This window comes from Streptococcus cristatus ATCC 51100, assembly GCF_000222765.1.
In the GTDB taxonomy this organism is placed as follows: Bacteria; Bacillota; Bacilli; order Lactobacillales; family Streptococcaceae; genus Streptococcus; species Streptococcus cristatus.
The window spans coordinates 36,338-60,141 of sequence record NZ_AFUE01000002.1; the positions used below are offsets into that span (position 1 = coordinate 36,338).

Below are 23,804 nucleotides of genomic sequence, written 5' to 3' on the forward strand. Positions count from 1 at the left end.
AAAAAATAATCCATAAAAAGTTTGTGAACTTTTGTTGAAAGTGTTTACAAATTTGTAGGAATAGAGTATAATTATATTGTGAAATAATTAACAAAGGTTAAAATCTTCATTTAACCTTTTGGCAGAAACTATTGGAGGACTATAATGGCTGATAAGAAGAAAACTGTTGAACAAGAAGATAAAGTGCTAGCGGCAGAAAAACATGTTGATGAGCTTGTGCAAAAAGGTCTCCTAGCTCTTGAAGAAATGAGAAAACTAAATCAAGAGCAAGTAGATTACATCGTAGCAAAAGCTTCAGTTGCAGCTCTTGATGCACACGGGATCCTTGCTCAACACGCGGTTGAAGAAACTGGTCGTGGTGTATTTGAAGACAAGGCAACGAAAAATCTCTTTGCCTGTGAACACGTTGTCAACAACATGCGTGGTGTGAAGACTGTTGGTGTTATCGAAGATGATCCTGTTACTGGACTGACAAAGATTGCTGAGCCTGTCGGAGTTATTTGTGGTATCACTCCAACAACGAACCCAACATCAACAGCAATTTTTAAAGCATTGATTGCCTTGAAGACACGTAATCCAATCGTTTTTGCCTTCCACCCATCTGCTCAGGAATCATCTGCTCACGCAGCGCAAATCGTTCGTGACGCAGCAATCGCAGCTGGCGCACCTGAAAACTGTGTGCAATGGATTACTCAGCCATCTATGGAGGCAACAGCAGCTTTGATGAACCACGATGGTATTGCAACCATCCTTGCAACAGGTGGTAATGCCATGGTTAAGGCTGCCTACTCTTGCGGAAAACCAGCTCTTGGGGTTGGTGCCGGAAATGTACCAGCTTACATCGAAAAATCTGCTGACCTTCGCCAAGCAGCTCATGATATCGTAATGTCTAAATCATTTGACAATGGTATGGTCTGCGCATCTGAGCAAGCGGTGATTATTGACAAGGAAGTTTATGACGAATTTGTAGAGGAATTCAAGTCATACCACACTTACTTTGTAAACAAAAAAGAAAAAGCCCTTCTTGAAGAATTCTGCTTTGGTGCTAAAGCAAACAGCAAAAACTGTGCTGGTGCTAAACTAAACGCAAGCATCGTTGGTAAACCAGCTGCATGGATTGCAGAACAAGCAGGCTTTAAAGTGCCAGAAGGTACAAACATCTTGGCTGCAGAATGTGCGGAAGTGGGTCCAAATGAGCCATTGACTCGTGAAAAATTGTCACCAGTTATCGCTGTCTTGAAAGCTGAAGATAGAGAAGACGGTCTTAAAAAAGCTCGTCAAATGGTTGAATTTAACGGACTTGGTCACTCAGCAGCTATCCATACAAAAGACGAAGAATTGGCTAAACGCTTTGGTACTGAAATCAAAGCTATGCGTATTATCTGGAACTCTCCATCTACTTTCGGTGGTATTGGTGACGTTTACAATGCCTTCATCCCATCCTTGACACTTGGATGTGGTTCATACGGACGCAACTCAGTTGGTGATAATGTGAGCGCTATCAACCTTCTAAACATCAAGAAAGTAGGGAAACGTAGAAATAATATGCAATGGTTTAAAGTTCCTTCAAAAATTTACTTCGAACGCAATTCTATCCAATACCTTCAAACTTGTGAAGATATTGAACGCGTTATGATCGTTACAGACAAATCTATCGAAAAACTTGGTTTTGTTCAACGTGTTATCGATCAATTGAACGCACGTAACAACCGTGTAACTATCCAAGTATTCTCAGATGTTGAACCAGATCCAGACATCACAACGGTAGAACGTGGTGCTGAAGTGATGAAAGCATTTGAACCAGATACAATCATCGCTCTTGGTGGTGGTTCTCCAATGGATGCGGCGAAAGTAATGTGGCTCTTCTACGAGCAACCAGAAATCGACTTCCGTGACTTGGTTCAAAAATTCATGGATATCCGTAAACGTGCCTTCCGCTTCCCATCACTTGGTAAGAAAGCGAAGTACATCGGTATCCCAACGACTTCAGGTACAGGTTCAGAAGTAACACCATTTGCTGTTATCTCTGATAAGAAAAACAACCGCAAATACCCATTGGCTGACTACTCATTGACACCAACTATTGCCATTGTTGACCCTGCTTTGGTTGAATCCGTTCCAGACTTTATCGCAGCTGATACAGGTATGGACGTCTTGACTCACGCGACTGAAGCCTATACTTCAAACTTCGCTAACGACTACACAGACGGTATTGCGCTTCAAACGATCAAGCTTGTCTTTGAATGGTTGGAAAAATCTGTTAAGACAGCTGACCCAGAAGCACGTGAAAAAATGCATAATGCGTCTACAATGGCTGGTATGGCCTTTGCCAATGCCTTCCTTGGTATGAGCCACTCAATGGCCCACAAGATCGGTGGTGTTCACCATACTGTTCACGGACGTACAAACGCAATCTTGCTTCCATACGTCATCCGTTACAACGGTACTCGCCCGTCTAAGACTACTACATGGCCTAAGTACAACTACTGGAAAGCTGATGAGAAATTTCAAGACATCGCGAAAATGCTTGGCTTGCCTCACTCAACTCCAGAAGAAGCAGTTGAAGCTTATGCCAAAGCAGTTTACGATCTTGGTGAAGCAGTTGGAATCACAATGAACTTCAAAGGCTTCGGAATAGATGAAAAAGTTTGGAAAGACAGCTTGCATGAAATTGCATTGCTTGCTTATGAAGACCAATGTTCACCTGCAAACCCACGCTTACCAATGGTAGCTGACATGGAAGAAATCATGGCAGATGCATACTATGGTTATGCAGAACGTCCAGGACGTCGTAAATAATATAAAATGAATCCCTCACTTAGTGAGGGATTCAGGTTGTACGAAGAGATCTTTCAATATTTCAAATTCCATAATACTTTTCGTAAAATAGAAGAGTAGTTGATGTAGCACTTACTTTATATTAGCGAAAGAAATTTAGTTCACCGTATTAGCTGTACAGTTAAGATGGAGAATGATATTTGCTATGCTATCACACAGTTTGTTATTTACAACCGCTTGGCTGGAGAGAAGTGTATTATCTTTTGCCTAAGTATAGGCATGAAGCTATGATAGCAATCCTATCTTTAACTGGCTCTGCGGAACCAAAATAAAAAGACTTTCACTCATTTCGGACTTTAAATCCGAGAAATAATATTCGTCCCCCCTTTAGGGCTAGGCAAAGGCCTAGCCTTTTTTACTTGCCTGAGGGAGTATAGAAATGAGAATCTTTTTTAGAAGTTTGCTTGCTCTTTCATTTACTTTTCTACAAAATGGATTCCTAAAAGTACTTTCAGGAATTTTTGTTTTTCTGGAAAATTCAGAAACTAAAATCTAAATCTCAAACAATATTGAAAGCGCTTTAAAAATTATTTATAATAACATTATGAAATACTCGAGTTAAAAAATGGAGTCTAGGATAAGGAAGTAAAAATATTTGTTTGCGGCCTTCTTCTCTGCTCCACCTGAGGTCCTAGGTAGTTGTTAGACTATCTGATCAGACCGACGTCTTACGAAAGGAGATTGTATATTCATGTCACAGATTTTAAAAGATGACTTGATAGCCAAGATTAAAGACGGCATCATTGTTTCTTGTCAAGCCTTGCCCCAGGAACCGCTTTATACGGAAGCTGGAGGAGTGATTCCTCTCTTGGTCAAGGCTGCTGAGCAGGGCGGTGCTGTCGGTATCCGAGCTAATAGCGTTCGCGATATTCGGGAGATCAAGGAAGTAACTTCTCTGCCCATCATCGGAATTATCAAACGCGACTATCCGCCACAAGAGCCTTTTATCACGGCTACCATGCGGGAAGTAGATGAGTTGGCTGCTCTGGATATTGAAGTCATTGCTCTGGACTGTACCAAGCGGGAACGCCATGACGGCTTGACAATTGCGGATTTCATCAAGCAGGTCAAGGCCAAGTATCCTCATCAGCTATTGATGGCAGATATCAGCACCTATGAGGAAGCTGCTGCTGCTGTAGAAGCTGGTGTAGACTTTGTCGGCACTACCTTATCGGGCTACACTTCTTACAGTCCCAAGGTTGACGGACCAGACATTGAGCTCATTCGACGCTTGTGCCAAGCAGGCTTTGATGTCATCGCCGAAGGAAAGATTCACTATCCGAGTCAAGCCAAGCAGATACATGATTTTGGTGTGAGGGGCATCGTTGTCGGAGGAGCCATTACTCGTCCTAAAGAAATTACAGAGCGCTTTGTTGCAGGATTAAAATAAGTGAGGTAGATGAATGACAACCTTAACACTAAATAAACTATATAAAAAATATCCTAATAGTGATTTTTACTCTGTTGAAAATTTTGATTTGGATATTAAGGATAAGGAGTTTATCGTTTTTGTAGGACCTTCCGGTTGCGGGAAATCAACAACCTTGCGGATGATTGCAGGACTTGAGGATATCACAGAAGGGGAGCTCTATATTGATCAAAATCTTGTCAATGACATTGCTCCTAAAGATCGGGATATCGCCATGGTTTTCCAAAATTACGCTCTTTATCCTCACATGACTGTTTATGACAATATGGCATTCGGACTCAAGCTTCGCAAGTATGACAAGGCTGATATTGACAAAAGAGTTCAGGAAGCGGCAGAAATCCTTGGGCTGAAAGAGCTGCTGGATCGTAAACCGGCCGACTTATCTGGTGGTCAGCGCCAGCGGGTAGCTATGGGGCGGGCAATTGTCCGTGATGCCAAAGTCTTCCTTATGGATGAACCCTTGTCTAACTTGGATGCCAAACTGCGCGTGTCCATGCGGGCAGAAATCGCAAAAATTCACCGCCGTATCGGAGCGACGACTATCTATGTGACCCACGACCAGACAGAGGCCATGACCTTGGCTGACCGCATCGTTATCATGTCAGCTACTAAGAACGAAGCAGGAACAGGTACTATCGGTCGAATCGAGCAAATCGGTACGCCTCAGGAACTTTATAACGAACCAGCTAATAAATTTGTGGCAGGTTTTATCGGCAGTCCAGCCATGAATTTCTTTGAAGTGAACTTAGAGGGCAATCAGCTTACAGATGGACAAGGCTTTGCTGTTGGACTTCCAGACGGTCAGCGTAAAATCTTAGAAGAAAAAGGCTATCAAGGAAAGAAAGTGATACTGGGCATTCGACCAGAGGATATCTCGGCTGAGTTGATAGCTGCTGATGCTTTCCCAGATTCTGTTGTTGAAGCAGAGATTATAGTTTCTGAACTTTTAGGAAGCGATTCTATCCTTTATTGTAAAATAGGAGTTCAGGAATTTTCTGCACGTGTTGCTGCTCATAATTACCATGAAGCAGGGCAGAAAATAGACTTGGTATTCAATATTGCAAAAGCACACTTCTTTGAATTAGAGAACGGTTCACGTATTAAATAAAATTTTATAAGGAAATTTTAATTATGATTGTAACGGAAATTAATAATCTGTCAACTTATGTAGGAGTAAATCCATATTTTGAAAGATTAATAAATTTTTTAAAAACAGTTGATTTGGGAAGTCTTCCAGAAGGGAAGATAGATATTGAAGGTGATAAATTATTTGGCAATTGTTTTAGTTATGTAGCAGATGGTCAACCAGGAGATTTCTTTGAAACTCATAGGAAATATCTTGATATCCATCTGGTGTTAGAAAATACAGAAGATATGGCAGTTTCTTCTGTTAAAAGCACAACAGTTAGTCAACCTTATAATAAGGAAAATGATATTGAGTTATATGAAGGAAAAGTGGAGCAGCTTATTCATTTGAAATCTGGAGAATGTTTAATAACATTCCCTGAGGATTTGCATCAGCCAAAGGTTCGTGTAAATGATCTACCATTAAAAAAAGTAGTATTTAAAGTAGCTATTTCTTAAATAGGAAGAGGTAAACTATGAAAAATCTAAAGAAATTTTTATTCGTTCTTCTAACAGGACTTATCGCACTGATAATCAGTGGTTGTTCTCCAAGTGGGGAAAATAGTAAAGGAAACGATTCAGGTGAATTATCTGGGGAAATCGTTATGTGGCACTCATTTACACAGGGACCTCGTTTAGAAAGTATCCAGAAATCTGCAGATGAATTTATGAAGAAGCATCCAAAAGTTAAGATTAAAATTGAAACTTTTTCTTGGAATGACTTTTACACCAAATGGACAACAGGCCTTGCTAACGGAAACGTACCTGATGTCAGTACAGCTTTGCCGAACCAAGTAATGGAAATGATTAACTCAGATGCTATTGTTCCATTGAATGATACAATTGACAAAATTGGAAAAGATCGTTTCAATAAAACAGCTCTGAATGAAGCAAAAATTGGCAGTGATTACTATTCTGTTCCTCTTTATTCCCATGCGCAAGTGATGTGGGTACGAACAGATTTATTAAAACAACACAATATTGAAGTACCTAAAACTTGGGATGAACTTTATGAGGCATCTAAGAAATTAACAGCTGATGGAGTTTATGGTATGTCAGTGCCGCTTGGTACGAATGACTTTATGGCTACTCGTTTCCTGAATTTCTATGTTCGTAGTGCAGGAGGAAGCCTATTAACAAAGGATAAGAAGGTTGATTTAACTAGCGATTTGGCTCAAGAAGGAATCAAATACTGGGTGAAAATGTACAAGGAAGTTTCTCCTAAAGATTCACTCAATTATAATGTGTTACAACAAGCTACCCTATTCTACCAAGGTAAGACAGCATTTGACTTTAACTCAGGTTTCCACATTGGAGGGGTTGAAGCGAACAGTCCACAATTATTAGAATCAATTGATGCCTATCCTATTCCGAAGGTCAAAGCATCCGATAAAGATCAAGGAATTGAAACTTCAAATGTTCCAATGGTTGTATGGAAAAATTCTAAGCATCCAAAAGTTGCAAAAGCATTTTTAGAATATCTATATGAACAAGATAACTATGTTGGTTTCTTAGATTCTACACCAGTTGGCATGTTACCAACGATTAGCGGTATTTCTGATTTACCATCTTATAAGAATAATGAAAAACGCCAAAAATTCCAACATGCAGAACAAGTAATCAATGAGGCTGTTCAAAAAGGTACTGCTATTGGTTATGAAAACGGCCCAAGTGTTGAGGCTGGTATGTTGACAAACCAACACATTATTGAACAAATGTTCCAAGATATTATCACAAATGGGAAAGACCCCATGGCTGCAGCAAAAGATGCTGAAAAGCAATTAAACGATTTATTTGAAACGGTTGCAGTTGATGTGAAATAATACCTAGATTATTAGGGCTATGGTGCAGTAGCGCTATAGCCTCTTATTTTAAAGAAAGGGGTAAGAGATGGTCAGAGATCGTAATTTGACGCGTTGGATATTTGTACTACCAGCAGTGATTATCGTAGGATTACTCTTTGTTTATCCATTTTTTTCAAGCATTTTTTATAGCTTTACCAATAAGAATTTAATTATGCCCAACTATCGTTTTGTTGGTTTGGATAATTATAAAGCAGTATTGTCAGACCCTAACTTTTTTAGTGCATTTTTTAATTCAATTAAATGGACTGTCCTTTCCTTAGCTGGACAAGTTATCATTGGATTTGTTCTGGCTCTTGCTTTGCATAGAGTGCGACGATTTAAAAAACTTTATCGGACATTGTTAATTGTACCGTGGGCCTTTCCTACAATTGTTATTGCTTTTTCATGGCAATGGATTCTAAATGGTGTTTATGGGTATCTGCCAAATATCATTGTTAAGCTTGGTTTAATGGAGCATGCCCCAGCTTTTCTGACTGACAGCACGTGGGCCTTTATTTGCTTGGTGTTTATCAATATCTGGTTTGGAGCTCCAATGATTATGGTTAATGTTTTATCTGCACTTCAAACAGTTCCCCAGGAGCAGTTTGAGGCGGCTAAAATTGATGGTGCGACAAGTTGGCAAGTATTCAGACATATTACTTTTCCGCATATTAAGGTCGTTGTAGGACTGCTAGTTGTACTGAGAACGGTTTGGATCTTTAATAATTTTGATATTATCTACCTCATTACTGGTGGTGGTCCATCTAATGCGACTATGACCTTGCCGATTTTCGCTTACAACTTAGGTTGGGGAACGAAGTTATTAGGACGAGCTTCAGCAGTCACAGTATTGCTCTTTATCTTCCTATTGACAGTTTGCTTCATTTACTTCTCTGTAATTAGTAAATGGGAAAAGGAGGGTAGAAAATAATGAAGAAAAAATCAAACTTCTACTTAGATATCGGAGCTCATTTGGTTTTGATAATTGCAACAATTGTTGCAATCTTCCCGCTTGTATGGATTATTATATCTTCGATTAAAGGAAAAGGGGAGTTGACACAATTCCCAACTCGCTTCTGGCCTCAGACTTTTACGCTAGACTACTTTACACATGTTATTAATGATTTGCATTTCGTTGATAATATCCGAAATAGTTTAGTAATTTCTTTGTCCACAACAGTTATTGCAACGATTATTTCTTCCATGGCTGCTTATGGTATTGTTCGTTTCTTCCCTAAGCTAGGATCAATAATGTCACGGCTTTTGGTAACAACTTATATTTTCCCACCTATTTTGCTAGCAATACCTTATTCTATTGCAATTGCAAAAGCAGGTTTGGGAAATAGCATCATTGGCCTTATCATCATTTATTTGTCATTTAGTGTACCTTATGCGGTATGGCTGCTGGTTGGCTTCTTCCAAACGGTTCCGATTGGGATTGAAGAGGCAGCCCGTATCGATGGAGCAAATAAGTTTGTTACTTTTTATAAAGTGGTATTACCAATCGTTGCTCCGGGAATTGTTGCAACAGCGATTTATACCTTTATTAATGCGTGGAATGAATTCTTATATGCATTGATACTGATTAACGATACAAGTAAAATGACCGTTGCAGTAGCACTTCGTTCATTGAATGGGTCAGAGGTGCTAGACTGGGGAGATATGATGGCGGCATCTGTGATTGTTGTATTGCCTTCTATTATCTTCTTCTCAATCATTCAAAATAAGATTGCAAGTGGTCTTTCAGAAGGGTCTGTAAAATAGACATTTCGAAACAACATTAGTCAATATATAAGTTAAAAATAGGATATTGTATTAAACAACAGGAGAATAAAAATGGTTAAATATGGCGTCGTAGGAACAGGATATTTTGGAGCTGAATTGGCTCGTTATATGCAAAAAAATGATGGTGCAGAGATTACGATTGTTTATGATCCAGAAAATGCGGAAGCAGTAGCTGAAGAGTTAGGAGCGAAAGTGGCAGCTTCGATAGATGAATTAGTGGCTAGCGATGAAGTTGACTGTGTTATTGTAGCTTCTCCAAATAATCTTCATAAAGAGCCGGTTATCAAAGCAGCTCAGCATGGAAAAAATGTTTTTTGTGAAAAACCAATTGCTCTTTCCTATGAGGATTGTCGCGAAATGGTAGATGCTTGTAAAGAAAATAATGTGACCTTTATGGCGGGGCATATCATGAACTTCTTTAATGGTGTTCATCATGCCAAAGAATTAATCAATCAAGGTGTGATTGGGGACGTTCTATATTGTCATACGGCTCGTAATGGATGGGAGGAGCAACAACCATCAGTATCTTGGAAGAAAATCCGCGAAAAATCTGGTGGTCACTTATATCACCATATCCATGAATTGGACTGTGTTCAATTTCTTATGGGTGGGATGCCTGAAACTGTTACAATGACTGGTGGCAATGTAGCTCATGAGGGAGAAAATTTTGGTGACGAAGATGACATGATTTTTGTCAATATGGAATTTTCAAACAAGCGTTTTGCTTTGCTAGAATGGGGCTCTGCTTATCGATGGGGTGAACACTATGTCTTGATTCAAGGGACAAAAGGAGCGATTCGTCTGGACTTGTTCAACTGTAAAGGAACTCTCAAATTAGATGGCCAAGAAAGTTACTTCCTAATCCATGAGTCACAGGAAGAAGATGATGATCGTACTCGTATTTACCATAGTACCGAAATGGATGGAGCCATTGCTTACGGAAAACCTGGTAAACGTACCCCATTGTGGTTATCATCTGTTATTGACAAGGAAATGCGTTACCTTCATGAAATCATGCAGGGAGCACCGGTAACAGAAGAATTCAAAAAATTATTAACAGGAGAAGCAGCTCTGGAGGCTATTGCAACAGCAGATGCATGTACTCAGTCTATGTTTGAAGATCGTAAAGTTAAATTATCGGAAATTGTAAAATAAAAGATGTGGGGATGAAACAATGATTTTCGTCCCTCTCATTTCTAAAAAATTAGGAGAAAACTATGTCAGATTTAAAAAAATATGAAGGTGTCATCCCAGCTTTTTATGCTTGTTATGACGAGGAGGGTGAAATCAGCCCGGAGCGGACTCGCGCTTTGGTGGAGTATTTCATCGACAAGGGCGTGCAAGGTCTCTATGTCAACGGCTCGTCAGGCGAGTGTATCTACCAGAGCGTGGCCGACAGAAAAGTAATTTTGGAAGAAGTAATGAAAGTTGCTAAGGGCAAACTGACCATCATTGCTCACGTAGCCTGCAACAATACTAAGGACAGTATCGAGTTGGCAAAACATGCGGAAGCTCTAGGAGTTGATGCCATTGCGGCTATTCCGCCGATTTATTTCCGTCTGCCAGAATACTCTGTCGCTCAGTACTGGAATGATATCAGTGCGGCTGCCCCACATACTGATTTTGTGATTTATAATATTCCGCAATTGGCTGGTGCAGCGCTGACTCCGAGTCTTTATAAGGAAATGCTCAAGAATGAGCGCGTGATTGGGGTAAAAAATTCCTCTATGCCCGTTCAGGATATCCAGACTTTTGCAGCACTTGGCGGCAGTGACCATTTGGTCTTTAACGGTCCAGATGAGCAGTTCTTGGGCGGTCGTCTTATGGGTGCAGCAGCTGGAATTGGTGGTACCTATGGGGCTATGCCAGAACTCTTCCTTAAACTGAATCAACTGATTGCAGACAAGGAACTGGAAAGAGCCAAAGAACTGCAGTTTGCCATTAACGACATTATCGGCAAGCTAACCAGTGCTCACGGCAATATGTATGCTGTTATCAAAGAAGTTCTCAAGCTCAACGAAGGACTGGCTATCGGCTCTGTCCGTGCTCCTTTGACACCAGTCGTAGAAGCAGACCGTCCAGTCGTAGAAGCAGCAGCGGCCTTGATCCAAGAAACTAAGGAGCGCTTCCTCTAAAAGAAAGAAGGATGCTTATGGGAAATTATGTTACGATTGATATTGGCGGTACCAATATCAAATACGGCCTGATAGACGACCAAGAAACGCTAGTAGAAGCCCATGAAATACCTACGGAAGCCCATAAGGGTGGTCCAGAGATTATGCGTAAGGCTCAAAAGATAGTTGCAGACTATGCGCAGGCTGGCTCGATTGAGGGGATTTGTATCTCCTCAGCTGGTATGGTCGATCCAGACAAGGGTGAAATTTTCTATGCTGGTCCTCAGATTCCTAACTATGCTGGGACGCAATTTAAGAAAGTCTTGGAGGAGGAGTTTTCCATTCCTTGCGAGATTGAGAATGATGTCAATTGTGCCGGTCTGGCTGAGGTCATGTCTGGCCATGGTAAGGGAGCAAAAATTGCGGTCTGTCTAACGATTGGGACAGGGATTGGTGGCTGTCTAGTAGCGGATGGGCGAGTTTTTCACGGCTTTAGCAACTCAGCCTGCGAAGTAGGCTATCTGCACCTGCCGGACGGAGCCTTTCAGGATGTAGCTTCGACCACAGCCTTGGTTCAATATGTTGCTGACTTGCACGGAGAAGATCCCTCTCTCTGGAATGGTCGAAGGATTTTCAAAGAAGCGACCGAGGGCAATACCTTCTGTATCAAAGGAATTGACCGTATGGTAGGCTATCTGGGGCAGGGCATTGCCAATATCTGCTATGTCGTCAATCCAGAAATCGTCATCCTGGGCGGTGGTATTATGGGGCAAGAGGCCATTCTTCGACCGCGTATCCAAGCGGCTCTCAAGGATGCTCTGGTGCCGAGTATAGCTGAGAAGACCAAACTAGCCTTTGCCTATCACCAAAATACGGCGGGCATGTTTGGAGCTTACTACCACTTTAAAAATAAACATCAGTAATCCAAGTAAACCTGGGGAGTGACCTCAGGTTTCTTGCTTCTAGAAAAACTGCTTCTGTAGATGGACAGATAGTATTTTAGAAGAAGTTGAAATGACAGGAAAAATTCGGTGGATAGAACTAAATTTTCAAAAATTTAACTTTGCTCACCTGTCTTTAGAAGTAGATTTAAAAAGTTGCCCAAGACTTTTAAGAAGTACCAGCCCTTTGAGGTTGAGCAATCAGTAACCCATCAAGGAGTTAAAAATAAGGCCAGGATTTTTGTCCTAGCCTTTTATTGATGCCTACGGTAATAGCCGTTAAGTTTGTGATTTTCCCAGTAACTATTGAAGATTTTTTCCTTTCTCTCTCGGTCAATCTCTAGGAAAAAGGCATAAAGTATATCGATCATCAGCAGCATTGGGAACTGAGCTGAGATTCGTTGGATGAACTGAGGTTTACTTTGCATTGCAACTGGGATGATTTCTGAAAAGTCTTCTTTAATCAAATCAGGCTGGCCAGTGATTAATACGGTCTTGGCTCCCATGCCCTTAGCATCAATCAGGCTGTCAATAATGGACGGGGTTTGACCTGAAAGAGAAAAGCCGATAACTAGGCAGTTTTTGTCTAAAATGCTCGTTGTCCAAGCAAAGCCATCCGCATCTGTCAGGGCTTCACAAATAACCCCTAAGCGCATGAAGCGCAGTTTCATATCGCGAGCGACGAGCCCCGAGCTTCCCGTGCCAAAAAAATAGACACGATCCGCTTTTTCAATCAGCTGGGCTACGCGCTCCAACCTTTTTTCGTCAATCAAGTCCTCGGTTTGTTGCCGAATTTGAATATAGTTGCGTAGCACTTGGCGGGACGAATCATTTTTCAGATTTGTATGCTCCGTTTTGCTGATTTTCAGTTGTTGGAGATATTGGAAGTTGAACTCCCGATAGCCCTTGAAGCCACATTTTTTTGCAAAACGGGTCAGGGCCGCCTGTGAGATGTGTAAGGTTTGGGCTACTTCGAGGGAGGACAGGTCCCCTTCTATCTCTGTCGGAGTCAAAAAATAGTCGGCAATCTGTTTTTCGACATCGGTCATAATGTCGTAACAGCTTTCGATGATGGCCAAGATATTTTGCTGGTGTCTCATGATGGGTCACTTTCTTTGGTCAAAATAATAAAACATAATTTCATTATAACATAGTTTAGAGAGAATAAAGCGTTTACAAAAATGATAATTGTCAGACCTGGCTTTCCATTAAAGTACGAGCAGACTGTAATCTCAATATTTTTAGATATTATGACCGCCTTTTTCTGAAGAGGTATTTCCTAAAGTTTGCGTCGAATGAAAGAAAAAGTGATATAATTTACACAAGTAATGTTCCAAGTTTGGATCTGAAGCAAGGGAGATAGGAGCCACTGTCCATTGCAGCTTCCAATTCTTATTTTGGAAATCAGTAAAGCTAGATTGTGAGGTTTTTATGCGAATCAATGAACTAGGCCAGCCTATTGGAGAGGCTCTGCCAGATTTTAAGCCGGGGGACTTGCCTAACTTGGAGCGAATTGAAGGACAGTATGTTATTATCGAGCGGTTGTCCAAGGACAAGCATGGAGCAGATTTATACGAAGTATATGGTCCGGATTCACCTGCGGACATGTGGACCTATCTCTTTCAAAATGCTGCTCAGAGTCAGGAGGAGTGGGATAGTTTGCTAGATCGGATGCTGGCAGGACAGGACCGTTTCCACTATGCCATTGTGGACAAGGAGAGCGGCAAGGCGCTGGGAACCTTTGCTTTAATGAGAATTGACCGAGGCAATCGTGTGATTGAAGTAGGTGCTGTGACCTATTCACCGCAGCTGAAGCGCACCAGACTGGCTACAGAAGCCCAGTACTTACTGGCACGCTATGTCTTTGAAGAGCTGGAGTATCGCCGTTACGAATGGAAATGCGATGCACTCAATCAGCCCTCAAGGCGGGCAGCAGAGCGGCTGGGCTTTACCTACGAAGGTAGGTTCCGTCAGGCGGTCGTCTATAAGGGACGCAACCGAGATACCGACTGGCTCTCTATGATTGACAGTGATTGGCCTGCCGTTAAGACTCGTCTGGAGAAATGGCTGAGTCCAGACAATTTTGATGAAAAGGGACAGCAAATAAAAGCCTTGTCTGAGTTTTGATATTTGATTGAGTTGAAATCATAGGATTTCGACTCTTTTTACTTTTTAATTTTGATGAAAATGGAGAATTTTCTGATAAATTTTGATATAATAAAACGAACTACAGATAAAGGATGAGAGAGAATGACCTTAGTTTATCAATCAACACGCGATGAAAAGAATAAAGTAACAGCCAGCCAGGCGATTCTGCAAGGTTTGGCGACAGACGGCGGTCTGTTTACGCCCATTACCTATCCACAGGTCGATTTGGACTTTGCCAAGCTCAAAGACGCTTCTTATCAGGAAGTAGCCAAGCTAGTTTTATCTGCATTTTTGGATGATTTTTCTGAAGCGGAGCTGGACCACTGTATCAACCATGCCTACGACAGCAAGTTTGATGATGCGGCGATTGCTCCCTTGGTCAAGCTGGATGGTCAGTATAATCTAGAGCTTTTCCACGGAGCGACCATTGCCTTCAAGGATATGGCTTTGTCTATCCTGCCTCACTTGATGACAACCGCAGCCAAAAAGCATGGCTTGGAAAACAAAATTGTCATTTTGACGGCGACTTCTGGCGACACAGGTAAGGCGGCTATGGCAGGCTTTGCGGACGTTCCGGGGACTGAGATTATCGTCTTTTACCCGAAAGACGGTGTCAGCAAGGTCCAAGAGCTGCAAATGACGACACAGACAGGTGCCAATACGCATGTTGTTGCCATTGACGGCAACTTTGACGATGCTCAGACCAATGTCAAGCACATGTTCAACGATACAGACCTACGAGCTCGTCTCTTGGAGCACAAACTGCAATTTTCATCCGCTAACTCCATGAATATCGGCCGTTTGGTGCCACAGATTGTTTACTATGTCTATGCTTATGCTCAGCTGGTGAAGACGGGAGAAATTACAGCAGGAGACAAGGTCAACTTTACCGTTCCGACGGGGAACTTTGGTAATATCTTGGCGGCCTACTATGCTAAGCAAATCGGTCTGCCGGTTGGCAAGCTGATCTGTGCATCGAATGAAAACAATGTTCTGACAGACTTCTTCAAGACGCAGGTTTATGACAAGAAGCGGAGCTTCAAGGTGACCACTAGTCCATCCATGGATATTCTGGTTTCCTCTAACTTGGAGCGTTTGATTTTCCACCTATCTGGTAACAGTGCTGAGAAAACAGCTGCCCTGATGGCGGCTCTGAATGAGCAAGGCCAGTATGAACTGACGGACTTCGACGCTGAGATTTTAGAGCTCTTTGCAGCTGACTATGCGACAGAAGAGGAAACAGCTGCTGAAATCAAGCGGGTCTATCAAGTCTCTAACTACATTGAAGACCCTCATACAGCCGTTGCGTCCGCTGTCTATCAAAAATACTTGGTAGAAACAGGTGATCAGCGCAAGACTGTTATCGCATCTACTGCTAGTCCTTATAAATTCCCAGTTGTAGCAGTTGAAGCTGTGACTGGTCAAACAGGACTCAGTGATTTCGAGGCTTTGGAGCAACTGCACGAACTTTCTGGCGTAGCCCTGCCACCAGCTGTGGACGGCTTAGAAACAGCACCGGTTCGCCACAAAACCACAGTCGCTGCAGACCAAATGCAGGCAGCAGTCGAAGATTATTTGGGATTGTAAAGTTTACTTAGAAGGCCTAAAATCAGCTGGATATCTGGCTGATTTTTTCTTAGGATGCCCAATGAAAGAAAGAGAAGTAGCTTATGCTTAAGAGGGAGAATTTTCTCTATGACGACTTATAAAAAAATCATGAATATCGCCTTGCCAGCTATGGCAGAGAACTTTTTGCAGATGCTCATGGGCATGGTCGACAGCTATCTGGTGGCCAGTCTTGGGCTGATTGCGATTTCTGGTGTCTCGGTGGCCGGAAACATTATTATCATTTATCAGGCAATTTTTATCGCGCTGGGGGCTGCTGTTTCCAGTCTCATCTCCAAGACTCTGGCTCAAGGAGACAAGGAGCGTTTGGCCTATCATACAGCTGAGGCTATCAAGCTGACGCTGCTTCTGAGCTTTCTATTGGGGCTGCTTTCCCTGCTCTTTGGCAGGCAGATGCTGGATCTGCTGGGGACGGAAAAAGCGGTGGCTGAATCAGGCGGTCTGTATCTGGCTCTGGTTGGTGGGACTATTGTCTTGTTGGGCTTGATGACTTCCTTTGGAGCTTTAGTGCGGGTCACACGCAACCCTAGATTCCCCATGTATGTCAGTCTTCTGACTAATGTCCTCAATGCCCTCTTTTCCGGTCTGGGGATTTACGTCTTTCGGCTTGGTATTGTCGGTGTAGCGTTGGGAACGGTGCTGGCTCGTTTGGTCGGTGTGCTGATTCTCTGGCGGGAGCTGGATTTGTCCACAATCCGCTGGTGCTGGGGCTTAGATGGAGAGCTTTTACGCCTGTCTCTGCCGGCTGCTGGAGAGCGGCTCATGATGCGGGCGGGTGATGTAGTGATCATCGCCATTTTGGTCGTCTTTGGGACAGACGCAGTAGCGGGGAATGCCATCGGTGAAGTCCTGACTCAGTTTAATTATATGCCAATCTTCGGAGTCGCAACAGCAACAGTCATGCTGGTAGGCCATGCGGTAGGTAAGGGAGATATGAAAGAAGTCGGTCTGATTCGTCAGAGGGCCTTCTGGCTGTCTTTTGCTTGTATGCTACCTGTGGCTCTAGGAGTCTTTGCTTTTGGTCGGCCGCTGACCTTGCTCTATACGGATAATAGCGGAGCTATCACAGCCAGTCTTTCGGTCATCCTCTTTTCTCTGCTGGGCACTCCCATGGCAGCTGGGACCGTGATTTACACAGCGGTTTGGCAGGGGCTGGGAAATGCCAGACTGCCCTTTTATGCCACGACTATTGGTATGTGGCTGATTCGCATCATATCAGGCTATTTGTTGGGTGTGACCTTTGGCTTGGGCCTTCCGGGGGTCTGGGCTGGGACACTCTTGGACAATGGCTTCCGCTGGCTATTTTTAAAGGTTTTATACGACAGAAAAATGAGGGAAATTGCATGACAACAGCGTTTATTTGGGATTTGGACGGCACCTTGCTGGACTCCTATGATGCTATTTTGGCGGGGATTGAGGAAACCTATGCTCACTATGATCTGGACTTTGACAGGGCAAGTATTCACAGCTATATCCTAAAGCACTCTGTCCAGAAGCTCTTGGAAAAAGTAGCGTCTGAGAAAGGCCTAGACGCTGCCGAGATGAATGCCTTTCGTGGAGCAAGTCTAAAGGAGAAGAATGCTCAGGTTCATCTGATGGAAGGGGCTGCGGAGATACTGGCCTGGGCTAAAGAGCAGGGCATTGCGCAGTTCGTCTATACCCACAAGGGACTCAATGCCCATCAAATCTTGGAAGACTTGGGCATTCATGACTATTTTACAGAAATCATCACAACAGCCAACGGCTTTGAGCGCAAGCCTCACCCAGAAGGTGTTGATTATCTGATCGAGAAGTATGGCCTGGATAAGCAGGAAACCTACTATATCGGGGACCGGACGCTAGATGTGGATGTCGCCGTCAACAGTGGCATCCAGAGCATTAACTTCTGTGACTACCGACCAGAAATCAATCAGAAAATAGAGAAGTTGGTGGACATCAAGCAATTATTTACAAGATAAAAAGCAGATCCGAACTGATCTACTATCAGTCTAGCCTGCTTTTTCTTTTACATATGCTCAATGTGAAGTTCTAGCAAGAATTCAAGCGCCTCGGGAGTGCAGTTCTTTTTTTCAATAGGGAAGCCGACATTTGGACCCAACATGATATAAAAATCATCTTTAGTATGGAAAACTTTGACGATGTCATCATAGCTATAAAGAAACTCTCCTCGTTTGCTTTTCACAGAAAATTTATCTTTCTCAAATATAAGAGTTTGCACCATATCCTTCCAGAAAGGAGTTTTTCGATAGGCCTTCCTTATCTGAAAGTCCGTGCCAAAGTACATTACTGGGAATATAATCAAAGATGTAAATAACACGATGAAGAAAGAAAATCGCTTCAGGTTGTCAGGTAGGAAGATAAGATAGAGAGATAGAATTCCTATCAAAATGAACATATTCAGCAAGAATCTTTTCCCGCGTAAGAAAACAGACCAAGCAAATCGTTGATACACTTCCTCAGTCACAAGAGTTGGAATGGTTATTGGAAACATGCTTCACCTCCTAGTTTTTATTATTATACCATAGAAGAGTGATAAGATATAGCTGGCTCTTGCTAGGCGATACGAGGCAAGGCAAGTTTCTTTTAGAGGAGGCGAGTGATTTTTTCATCTTTGCCTAAAACCAGTACATCTGGCATGCTTAGGCTACGCCAGAAGTCATAATCAATGCTGGAGTCAAATGCGCTCAGCAAGATGCAAATCAGATTGCCGTGGGAACTGATGATAATTTCTTCGTTTTGATGTTTGCTTTCTAGCTCATGAAGAAGAGCTAAAGCACGCTGTTGAGCTTGCTGATTGGATTCACCATCAACAAGTGAAAATGTTGGCCGTGACCAAAGTTTCATGAGGGCTTCTTCAAAATCTTGGTCGGCAATCGCTTGACTGCTTAGCTTTCGCTCTATTAGTCGTTTGTCGGTTTGAATAGCGAGTTTCAGACTTTGTGCTAAAGGCTCGACCGTTTGAATGGCTCTGCAGTAGGGACTAGAATAAATGGCGGTAATGGATTTGTCTGCTAAAAATTCAATCTGTGCCAAGGATTCTCGCCCTTTGTCTGATAATGGTCGGTTGATTTCATCAGGTGTATAGTTAGAATGTGCATGACGGATAAAATAGTAAGTGTTTTTCATAGGATAATTATAGCAAAATTTAAATCTCCATTCATTTTCTACCTATTTTCCACGCCGCCTTTTCTGTCTTTGTCCGCCTTTCGTGTTATAATAAACCTATGGAAAAAAAGAATAAGTTATTATTAATTGACGGTTCGTCCGTTGCTTTTCGCGCTTTTTTTGCGCTTTATAATCAAATTGACCGTTTCAAAAGTCCATCGGGCCTGCATACCAATGCCATTTATGGCTTCCACCTCATGCTCAATCATCTCTTGGAGCGCGTGCAGCCGACCCATGTCCTGGTGGCTTTTGATGCTGGAAAGACGACCTTCCGGACCGAGATGTACGCTGACTATAAGGCTGGTCGGGCCAAGACACCAGATGAATTTCGTGAGCAGTTGCCTTTTATCCGAGAAATGCTGCAGCACCTAGGCATTCACTTCTATGACTTGGCTCAGTACGAGGCGGATGACATCATCGGAACCTTGGACAAGATGGCTGAAAAGACAGCTGTGCCTTACGATGTGACCATTGTCAGTGGTGATAAAGACTTGATTCAGCTGACGGATGAGAATACCGTGGTGGAGATCTCCAAGAAAGGCGTGGCTGAGTTTGAGGAATTTACCCCAGCCTACCTCATGGAAAAGATGGGCATCACGCCAGAGCAGTTCATTGACCTCAAGGCACTGATGGGCGATCAGTCGGACAATATCCCCGGCGTGACAAAGATCGGTGAGAAGACGGGCCTCAAGCTCCTCTTGGAGTACGGCTCTTTGGAAAATCTCTATGAAAATATTGACCAGCTCAAGGCTTCCAAGATGAAGGAAAATCTGATCAATGACAAGGACAAGGCCTTCTTATCAAAGACCCTAGCTACCATTAATACTCAGGCGCCGATTGAAATCGGGCTGGATGATTTGGTTTACAAGGGTCCGCAGATAGAGGCTCTGAGTAAGTTCTATGACGAGATGGGCTTCAAGCAGCTCAAGGCTCAGCTAGGAGCGGCTCAGGAGCCGGTAGAAGTCAAACCAATTGAATTTACCAAAGTGACTGAGGTGACAGTGGATATGCTGGCACCCGAGCAGTTCTTCTATTTTGAAATCTTGGGTGACAACTACCACAAGGAAGAGATTGTCGGTCTTGCCTGGGGCGATAGCCGTCAGATTTACGTCGGCACTAGCGATTTACTACAGCAACCTCTCTTTCAGAAGTTTTTGACAAAAACAGCTCTGAAAACCTACGACCTCAAGCGGACCAAGGTACTGCTCAGTCATTACGGCATTGAACTGCCAGCAGCATCCTTTGATGCGCGCTTAGCCAAGTATCTACTTTCGACGGTCGAGGATAATGAGCTGGCGACCATTGCTCGCCTTTACGGCCAAACAATTCTGTTGACTGATGATGAGGTTTATGGCAAGGGGGCCAAGCGTGCTCTGCCGGAGCAAGAGCAGCTCTTTGAGCATCTAGCTCGTAAAATCCAAGTGTTGCTGGAAACAGAAGAGCCAATGCAAGAACAGCTTCGCGCCCACGATCAGCTGGATTTGTTGCTTGAAATGGAGCAACCGCTGGCCTTTGTCCTAGCCAAGATGGAGATTGCGGGGATCAAGGTTGAGCGGGAAACCCTGCAGGGCATGCAGGCAGAAAATGAAAAGACGCTGGAAAGTCTGACTCAGGAGATTTATGACCTGGCTGGTCAGGAGTTTAATATTAACTCACCGAAACAGCTGGGAACCATTCTCTTTGAGGATATGGGGTTGCCGCTGGAGTACACCAAAAAGACCAAGACAGGCTACTCGACAGCGGTTGACGTGCTGGAGCGTTTAGCACCGATTGCACCGATTGTGTCTAAGATTCTGGAATACCGTCAAATCAGCAAGCTCCAGTCCACTTATATCATCGGACTGCAGGAGGCGATAGCGTCTGACGGCAAGATTCACACTCGCTATGTTCAGGATTTGACTCAGACTGGCCGCCTGTCCTCGGTTGACCCAAACCTGCAGAATATCCCCGTTCGTTTGGAGCAGGGGCGCCTCATTCGCAAGGCCTTTGTGCCGGAATGGGCAGACAGTGTGCTTCTCAGCTCGGATTATTCACAGATTGAGCTACGGGTGCTGGCTCACATTTCTCAGGACGAGCATCTGATTGCTGCCTTTCAGCATGGAGAAGACATTCACACGGCTACAGCCATGCGGGTCTTTGGTATTGAAAAGGCAGAGGATGTGACACCAAATGACCGCCGTAATGCCAAGGCTGTCAACTTCGGAGTAGTTTATGGTATTTCCGACTTTGGACTGGCTAATAATTTGGGTATTTCCCGCAAGGCTGCCAAAGATTATATTCAGACCTATTTTGAGCGTTTCCCTGGTATCAAGAATTATATGGAAACCATTGTCCGAGAAGCGCGTGATAAGGGTTACGTAGAGACCATTTACCATCGCCGTCGTTCTTTGCCAGATATCAATTCCCGCAACTTTAACATCCGAAATTTTGCGGAGCGCACAGCCATTAACAGCCCGATCCAAGGCTCCGCCGCAGATATTCTCAAAGTCGCTATGATTAATCTAGACCGAGCTCTGACAGAGAAGAATTTCAAGTCTCGCATGCTCTTGCAGGTGCACGATGAAATCGTGCTGGAAGTGCCAAATGACGAACTAACAGCCGTCCGCCAGCTAGTCAAAGAAACCATGGAAGCTGCGATTGAGCTGGCCGTTCCACTAGTAGCTGATGAAAACGCTGGCCAAACTTGGTACGAGGCGAAGTAAGACAAGATAGAAAGAGCGTCAAAAAACGACTGAAAATCAGGAATCTGGCCGAAGGAGTCATGCTCCCAGAACGGAATATCTATTTCCAAGGTTTTAGCTCGTATTCAGTTAGGCTTGCAAGATTTTGGAGAATTTATCTATTTTCCGAAGTTTTAGCTCATGTTCAGCTAATATATCATTGTTAAAAAAATTAAAAATTATTTATAAAACAGGAGGAGCATTATGACTTACCATTTTCAAAATCCCAGTGACGGCGTTGTCAAGCGCTATCTGGAAAACAGCAAGGTGATTGCTGTTGTCGGTCTATCAGACCGTGAGGAAACGACCAGTAACCGTGTGTCCAAGGAAATGCAAGCGCGAGGCTATCGCATTATCCCAGTCAATCCGCGGGCAGCGGGCAGTCAGATTTTTGGTGAAACTGTTTATGCCAGTCTCAAAGATATTCCTTTTCCGGTGGATATTGTCGATGTTTACCGTCGCAGTGAGTTTTTGCCAGATGTAGCGCGTGATTTTCTGGAAGCAGATGCCAAGATTTTCTGGGCTCAGTTGGGCTTGGAAAATGAAGAAGCTGAGCAGATTTTGCGGGAAGCGGGTTATGAAGATATCGTTATGGATCGCTGCATCAAACGCGAGCATACCCGCTTGATTCTAAGCGAATAAGATGGCCAAGTTAGTTATCATTCGTGGCAATTCCGGCTCTGGCAAATCGAGTCTGGCTAAGAAACTGCAGGCACACTATGGTCAAGGGACTCTTTTGATTGCGCAGGATACAGTTAGACGGGACATGCTTAAGGAAAAAGTAGAGCCGGGCAACCTATCCATTGATTTGACGGAAAGCTTAGCTCATTTTGGTTACGAACATGATTTACTGGTCTTGGTAGAAGGTTTCTACGAGACAGATATTTATGGCCACATGCTGGAGCGGTTGCGGACTTTGTTTGGTCCTCAGACCCTAGCCTATTACTATGATTTGACTTTTGAAGAAACTGTCCGCCGCCATCAGACTAGAGCGAAGCAAGAAGAATTTACCCCAGCCGATATGAAGCGCTGGTGGAAGGATCGAGATTTCTTAGGCTGGGAAGAGGAATCGTTCTTTAGAGACGAAGATTCCTTGGAGGCAGCCTTTGAGCGGATCGTTCAGGATTTAGAGAAAATTTGAAACGAAGCACAGGAGGAGGAACTCCTGTGCTTTTGCATCAAAAAGGCATTTCTATAAATTTCAAATAAATTTTGAGAAAAATATCACACAAAATGTTGACAAAATTATTTCATAGGATTACAATTAGATTACAAAATATTTCTTTTGTTACAAAAAGTTTTAAAGAATATATTTTAGTGGGGTAAGATGTCCCCTATGCAAGCCAACATCCTTACTATCGTTTAGCAAATTAATGATAAACTGACAAGGAGATTCCATTATGAAACGTAGCAAACTTATTTTATTGACAGCCACTGCCTTGTACTCTGCTTTCCTGCTCGCCGCCTGTAGCTCTAAGCCTTCCACGAAGGTGAACAGCAGTTCCACTTCTCAGACATCTAAGACTAGTAGCTTAGGCGAGTCCTCCACCAAATCATCAGCTAAGCAAAGTTCTGCTTCCAACGAAGCAAAAGCATCTTCTACTACTAAGCTTTCTAGCGACCAGAGTGTTTCCAGTCAAGCTGAAAAACCCGTGGAAAACAAGACTTCAGCAGATTCAAACACTCCAACAACTTCCGGTATAGATGTCAATGCTCTAGCAAACGGTGATTTCTCTAGCATTGCAGGTACTTGGCAAGACGATTTGGGCAACCAATTAGTTTTTGATGCAAATGGATTAGTAACATTGCAACGTAATAATGGTGAAACATTGAACCATAACGCTATTTACAATGGTCATGTAGAAGGAGATAAGTTTAGAGCTGATTTTGGTTATAATGGAGCAGGCAGTAGTGATCCTTTATTCGCTGTTCCAGTAGGCGTAGCATTACCACTTAATGGTGCTCCAGCGCCTAAAGAACAAATCATGCTTGGAAGTGATGCAATCTCTTCCGCACAACATCCCTACTATCGCGTAGCGAATTGATGATAAACCGACAAGGAGATTCCA

At 43.1% G+C, this 23,804-nt stretch carries 22 protein-coding genes; 19 read left to right on the forward strand and 3 right to left on the reverse strand.

All coding sequences use genetic code 11. From position 1 onward, the window contains the following. Positions 1 to 144 precede the first annotated feature (144 nt). From adhE to HMPREF9960_RS01135, 11 genes are all read left to right on the forward strand, one after another. Positions 145 to 2,799: a bifunctional acetaldehyde-CoA/alcohol dehydrogenase gene (gene adhE / locus HMPREF9960_RS01090; protein WP_005591330.1), complete on the forward strand. Its 2,655-nt coding sequence runs from the start codon at positions 145 to 147 to the stop codon at positions 2,797 to 2,799. Positions 2,800 to 2,964: 165 nt separating this feature from the next. Further along, entirely contained in the window at positions 2,965 to 3,069 is a 105-nt protein-coding gene (locus HMPREF9960_RS10725; RefSeq protein ID WP_231913452.1) for an acetylxylan esterase, read from the forward strand. Positions 3,070 to 3,529: 460 nt separating this feature from the next. Further along, positions 3,530 to 4,228: an N-acetylmannosamine-6-phosphate 2-epimerase gene (locus tag HMPREF9960_RS01095; protein ID WP_005591329.1), complete on the forward strand. Its 699-nt coding sequence runs from the start codon at positions 3,530 to 3,532 to the stop codon at positions 4,226 to 4,228. A 13-nt stretch (positions 4,229 to 4,241) separates the two neighbouring features. Beyond that, positions 4,242 to 5,375: an ABC transporter ATP-binding protein gene (locus tag HMPREF9960_RS01100; protein ID WP_005591328.1), complete on the forward strand. Its 1,134-nt coding sequence runs from the start codon at positions 4,242 to 4,244 to the stop codon at positions 5,373 to 5,375. 23 nt (positions 5,376 to 5,398) lie between these two features. Beyond that, a complete protein-coding gene (locus HMPREF9960_RS01105; RefSeq protein WP_005591327.1) occupies positions 5,399 to 5,851 on the forward strand; it encodes a YhcH/YjgK/YiaL family protein in 453 nt (150 codons plus the stop codon). 17 nt (positions 5,852 to 5,868) lie between these two features. Next, positions 5,869 to 7,215: an ABC transporter substrate-binding protein gene (locus HMPREF9960_RS01110; RefSeq protein ID WP_005591326.1), complete on the forward strand. Its 1,347-nt coding sequence runs from the start codon at positions 5,869 to 5,871 to the stop codon at positions 7,213 to 7,215. Positions 7,216 to 7,282: 67 nt separating this feature from the next. Beyond that, entirely contained in the window at positions 7,283 to 8,167 is an 885-nt protein-coding gene (locus HMPREF9960_RS01115; RefSeq protein ID WP_002898777.1) for a carbohydrate ABC transporter permease, read from the forward strand. After that, positions 8,167 to 9,000, forward strand: coding sequence for a carbohydrate ABC transporter permease (locus HMPREF9960_RS01120; RefSeq protein WP_005591325.1), 834 nt, complete (start codon positions 8,167 to 8,169; stop codon positions 8,998 to 9,000). Before HMPREF9960_RS01115 ends, HMPREF9960_RS01120 begins: the two co-directional genes overlap by 1 nt. A gap of 72 nt (positions 9,001 to 9,072) precedes the next feature. Then, the gene (locus HMPREF9960_RS01125; RefSeq protein WP_002894435.1) at positions 9,073 to 10,176 is read left to right on the forward strand and encodes a Gfo/Idh/MocA family protein; all 1,104 of its coding nucleotides are present in this window, start codon (positions 9,073 to 9,075) and stop codon (positions 10,174 to 10,176) included. A gap of 62 nt (positions 10,177 to 10,238) precedes the next feature. Then, the gene (locus tag HMPREF9960_RS01130; protein ID WP_005591324.1) at positions 10,239 to 11,156 is read left to right on the forward strand and encodes a dihydrodipicolinate synthase family protein; all 918 of its coding nucleotides are present in this window, start codon (positions 10,239 to 10,241) and stop codon (positions 11,154 to 11,156) included. Between the two features lie 17 nt (positions 11,157 to 11,173). Continuing rightward, on the forward strand, positions 11,174 to 12,058 hold the full coding sequence (locus HMPREF9960_RS01135; RefSeq protein ID WP_005592007.1) for an ROK family protein: 885 nt from the start codon (positions 11,174 to 11,176) through the stop codon (positions 12,056 to 12,058). A 272-nt stretch (positions 12,059 to 12,330) separates the two neighbouring features. Here the strand turns inward: HMPREF9960_RS01135 and HMPREF9960_RS01140 are convergent, their stop codons facing one another. After that, complete coding sequence (locus HMPREF9960_RS01140) at positions 12,331 to 13,176, reverse strand: MurR/RpiR family transcriptional regulator (RefSeq protein WP_005591322.1); 846 nt, start codon at positions 13,174 to 13,176, stop codon at positions 12,331 to 12,333. 331 nt (positions 13,177 to 13,507) lie between these two features. Between HMPREF9960_RS01140 and HMPREF9960_RS01145 the strand changes: the two genes are divergently transcribed. From HMPREF9960_RS01145 to HMPREF9960_RS01160, 4 genes are all read left to right on the forward strand, one after another. Further along, positions 13,508 to 14,203: a GNAT family N-acetyltransferase gene (locus HMPREF9960_RS01145; protein WP_005591320.1), complete on the forward strand. Its 696-nt coding sequence runs from the start codon at positions 13,508 to 13,510 to the stop codon at positions 14,201 to 14,203. Positions 14,204 to 14,326: 123 nt separating this feature from the next. Further along, positions 14,327 to 15,811 carry a threonine synthase gene (gene thrC / locus HMPREF9960_RS01150; protein WP_005591319.1) on the forward strand — a complete coding sequence of 495 codons (1,485 nt, stop codon included), beginning with the start codon at positions 14,327 to 14,329 and terminating at the stop codon, positions 15,809 to 15,811. Positions 15,812 to 15,919: 108 nt separating this feature from the next. Next, positions 15,920 to 17,197 (forward strand): MATE family efflux transporter, encoded by a 1,278-nt coding sequence (locus tag HMPREF9960_RS01155; protein ID WP_005591318.1) that lies wholly within the window; start codon positions 15,920 to 15,922, stop codon positions 17,195 to 17,197. Then, positions 17,194 to 17,808: an HAD-IA family hydrolase gene (locus HMPREF9960_RS01160; protein WP_005591317.1), complete on the forward strand. Its 615-nt coding sequence runs from the start codon at positions 17,194 to 17,196 to the stop codon at positions 17,806 to 17,808. The genes HMPREF9960_RS01155 and HMPREF9960_RS01160 overlap by 4 nt, the downstream gene beginning before the upstream one ends. Before the next feature lie 47 nt (positions 17,809 to 17,855). On the opposite strand, the gene HMPREF9960_RS01165 is transcribed toward HMPREF9960_RS01160, so the two are convergent. Continuing rightward, positions 17,856 to 18,341: a YcxB family protein gene (locus HMPREF9960_RS01165; protein WP_005591316.1), complete on the reverse strand. Its 486-nt coding sequence runs from the start codon at positions 18,339 to 18,341 to the stop codon at positions 17,856 to 17,858. Positions 18,342 to 18,433: 92 nt separating this feature from the next. Beyond that, on the reverse strand, positions 18,434 to 18,976 hold the full coding sequence (locus tag HMPREF9960_RS01170; protein WP_005591315.1) for a histidine phosphatase family protein: 543 nt from the start codon (positions 18,974 to 18,976) through the stop codon (positions 18,434 to 18,436). A 98-nt stretch (positions 18,977 to 19,074) separates the two neighbouring features. Here HMPREF9960_RS01170 and polA point away from each other — a divergent pair, with 98 nt between their 5' ends. The 4 genes from polA to HMPREF9960_RS01190 all read left to right on the forward strand — a co-directional run bounded on the left by polA (position 19,075) and on the right by HMPREF9960_RS01190 (position 23,780). Next, positions 19,075 to 21,717 (forward strand): DNA polymerase I, encoded by a 2,643-nt coding sequence (gene polA / locus HMPREF9960_RS01175; RefSeq protein ID WP_005591314.1) that lies wholly within the window; start codon positions 19,075 to 19,077, stop codon positions 21,715 to 21,717. Between the two features lie 222 nt (positions 21,718 to 21,939). Beyond that, entirely contained in the window at positions 21,940 to 22,377 is a 438-nt protein-coding gene (locus HMPREF9960_RS01180) for a CoA-binding protein (RefSeq protein ID WP_005591313.1), read from the forward strand. Position 22,378: 1 nt separating this feature from the next. Further along, positions 22,379 to 22,876: a kinase gene (locus tag HMPREF9960_RS01185; RefSeq protein ID WP_005591312.1), complete on the forward strand. Its 498-nt coding sequence runs from the start codon at positions 22,379 to 22,381 to the stop codon at positions 22,874 to 22,876. A 259-nt stretch (positions 22,877 to 23,135) separates the two neighbouring features. Next, positions 23,136 to 23,780, forward strand: a complete 645-nt coding sequence (locus tag HMPREF9960_RS01190; RefSeq protein ID WP_005591311.1) for a DUF6287 domain-containing protein — start codon at positions 23,136 to 23,138, stop codon at positions 23,778 to 23,780. The last annotated feature ends 24 nt before the right edge of the window (positions 23,781 to 23,804 follow it).

Excerpts from the sequence above, each read along its gene's own strand:
- adhE (WP_005591330.1), top strand. The coding sequence starts at position 145 with ATGGCTGATAAGAAGAAAACTGTTGAACAAGAAGATAAAGTGCTAGCG.
- HMPREF9960_RS10725 (WP_231913452.1), top strand. The coding sequence starts at position 2,965 with ATGGAGAATGATATTTGCTATGCTATCACACAGTTTGTTATTTACAAC.
- HMPREF9960_RS01095 (WP_005591329.1), top strand. The coding sequence starts at position 3,530 with ATGTCACAGATTTTAAAAGATGACTTGATAGCCAAGATTAAAGACGGC.
- HMPREF9960_RS01100 (WP_005591328.1), top strand. The coding sequence starts at position 4,242 with ATGACAACCTTAACACTAAATAAACTATATAAAAAATATCCTAATAGT.
- HMPREF9960_RS01105 (WP_005591327.1), top strand. The coding sequence starts at position 5,399 with ATGATTGTAACGGAAATTAATAATCTGTCAACTTATGTAGGAGTAAAT.
- HMPREF9960_RS01110 (WP_005591326.1), top strand. The coding sequence starts at position 5,869 with ATGAAAAATCTAAAGAAATTTTTATTCGTTCTTCTAACAGGACTTATC.
- HMPREF9960_RS01115 (WP_002898777.1), top strand. The coding sequence starts at position 7,283 with ATGGTCAGAGATCGTAATTTGACGCGTTGGATATTTGTACTACCAGCA.
- HMPREF9960_RS01120 (WP_005591325.1), top strand. The coding sequence starts at position 8,167 with ATGAAGAAAAAATCAAACTTCTACTTAGATATCGGAGCTCATTTGGTT.
- HMPREF9960_RS01125 (WP_002894435.1), top strand. The coding sequence starts at position 9,073 with ATGGTTAAATATGGCGTCGTAGGAACAGGATATTTTGGAGCTGAATTG.
- HMPREF9960_RS01130 (WP_005591324.1), top strand. The coding sequence starts at position 10,239 with ATGTCAGATTTAAAAAAATATGAAGGTGTCATCCCAGCTTTTTATGCT.
- HMPREF9960_RS01135 (WP_005592007.1), top strand. The coding sequence starts at position 11,174 with ATGGGAAATTATGTTACGATTGATATTGGCGGTACCAATATCAAATAC.
- HMPREF9960_RS01140 (WP_005591322.1), bottom strand. The coding sequence starts at position 13,176 with ATGAGACACCAGCAAAATATCTTGGCCATCATCGAAAGCTGTTACGAC.
- HMPREF9960_RS01145 (WP_005591320.1), top strand. The coding sequence starts at position 13,508 with ATGCGAATCAATGAACTAGGCCAGCCTATTGGAGAGGCTCTGCCAGAT.
- thrC (WP_005591319.1), top strand. The coding sequence starts at position 14,327 with ATGACCTTAGTTTATCAATCAACACGCGATGAAAAGAATAAAGTAACA.
- HMPREF9960_RS01155 (WP_005591318.1), top strand. The coding sequence starts at position 15,920 with ATGACGACTTATAAAAAAATCATGAATATCGCCTTGCCAGCTATGGCA.
- HMPREF9960_RS01160 (WP_005591317.1), top strand. The coding sequence starts at position 17,194 with ATGACAACAGCGTTTATTTGGGATTTGGACGGCACCTTGCTGGACTCC.
- HMPREF9960_RS01165 (WP_005591316.1), bottom strand. The coding sequence starts at position 18,341 with ATGTTTCCAATAACCATTCCAACTCTTGTGACTGAGGAAGTGTATCAA.
- HMPREF9960_RS01170 (WP_005591315.1), bottom strand. The coding sequence starts at position 18,976 with ATGAAAAACACTTACTATTTTATCCGTCATGCACATTCTAACTATACA.
- polA (WP_005591314.1), top strand. The coding sequence starts at position 19,075 with ATGGAAAAAAAGAATAAGTTATTATTAATTGACGGTTCGTCCGTTGCT.
- HMPREF9960_RS01180 (WP_005591313.1), top strand. The coding sequence starts at position 21,940 with ATGACTTACCATTTTCAAAATCCCAGTGACGGCGTTGTCAAGCGCTAT.
- HMPREF9960_RS01185 (WP_005591312.1), top strand. The coding sequence starts at position 22,379 with ATGGCCAAGTTAGTTATCATTCGTGGCAATTCCGGCTCTGGCAAATCG.
- HMPREF9960_RS01190 (WP_005591311.1), top strand. The coding sequence starts at position 23,136 with ATGAAACGTAGCAAACTTATTTTATTGACAGCCACTGCCTTGTACTCT.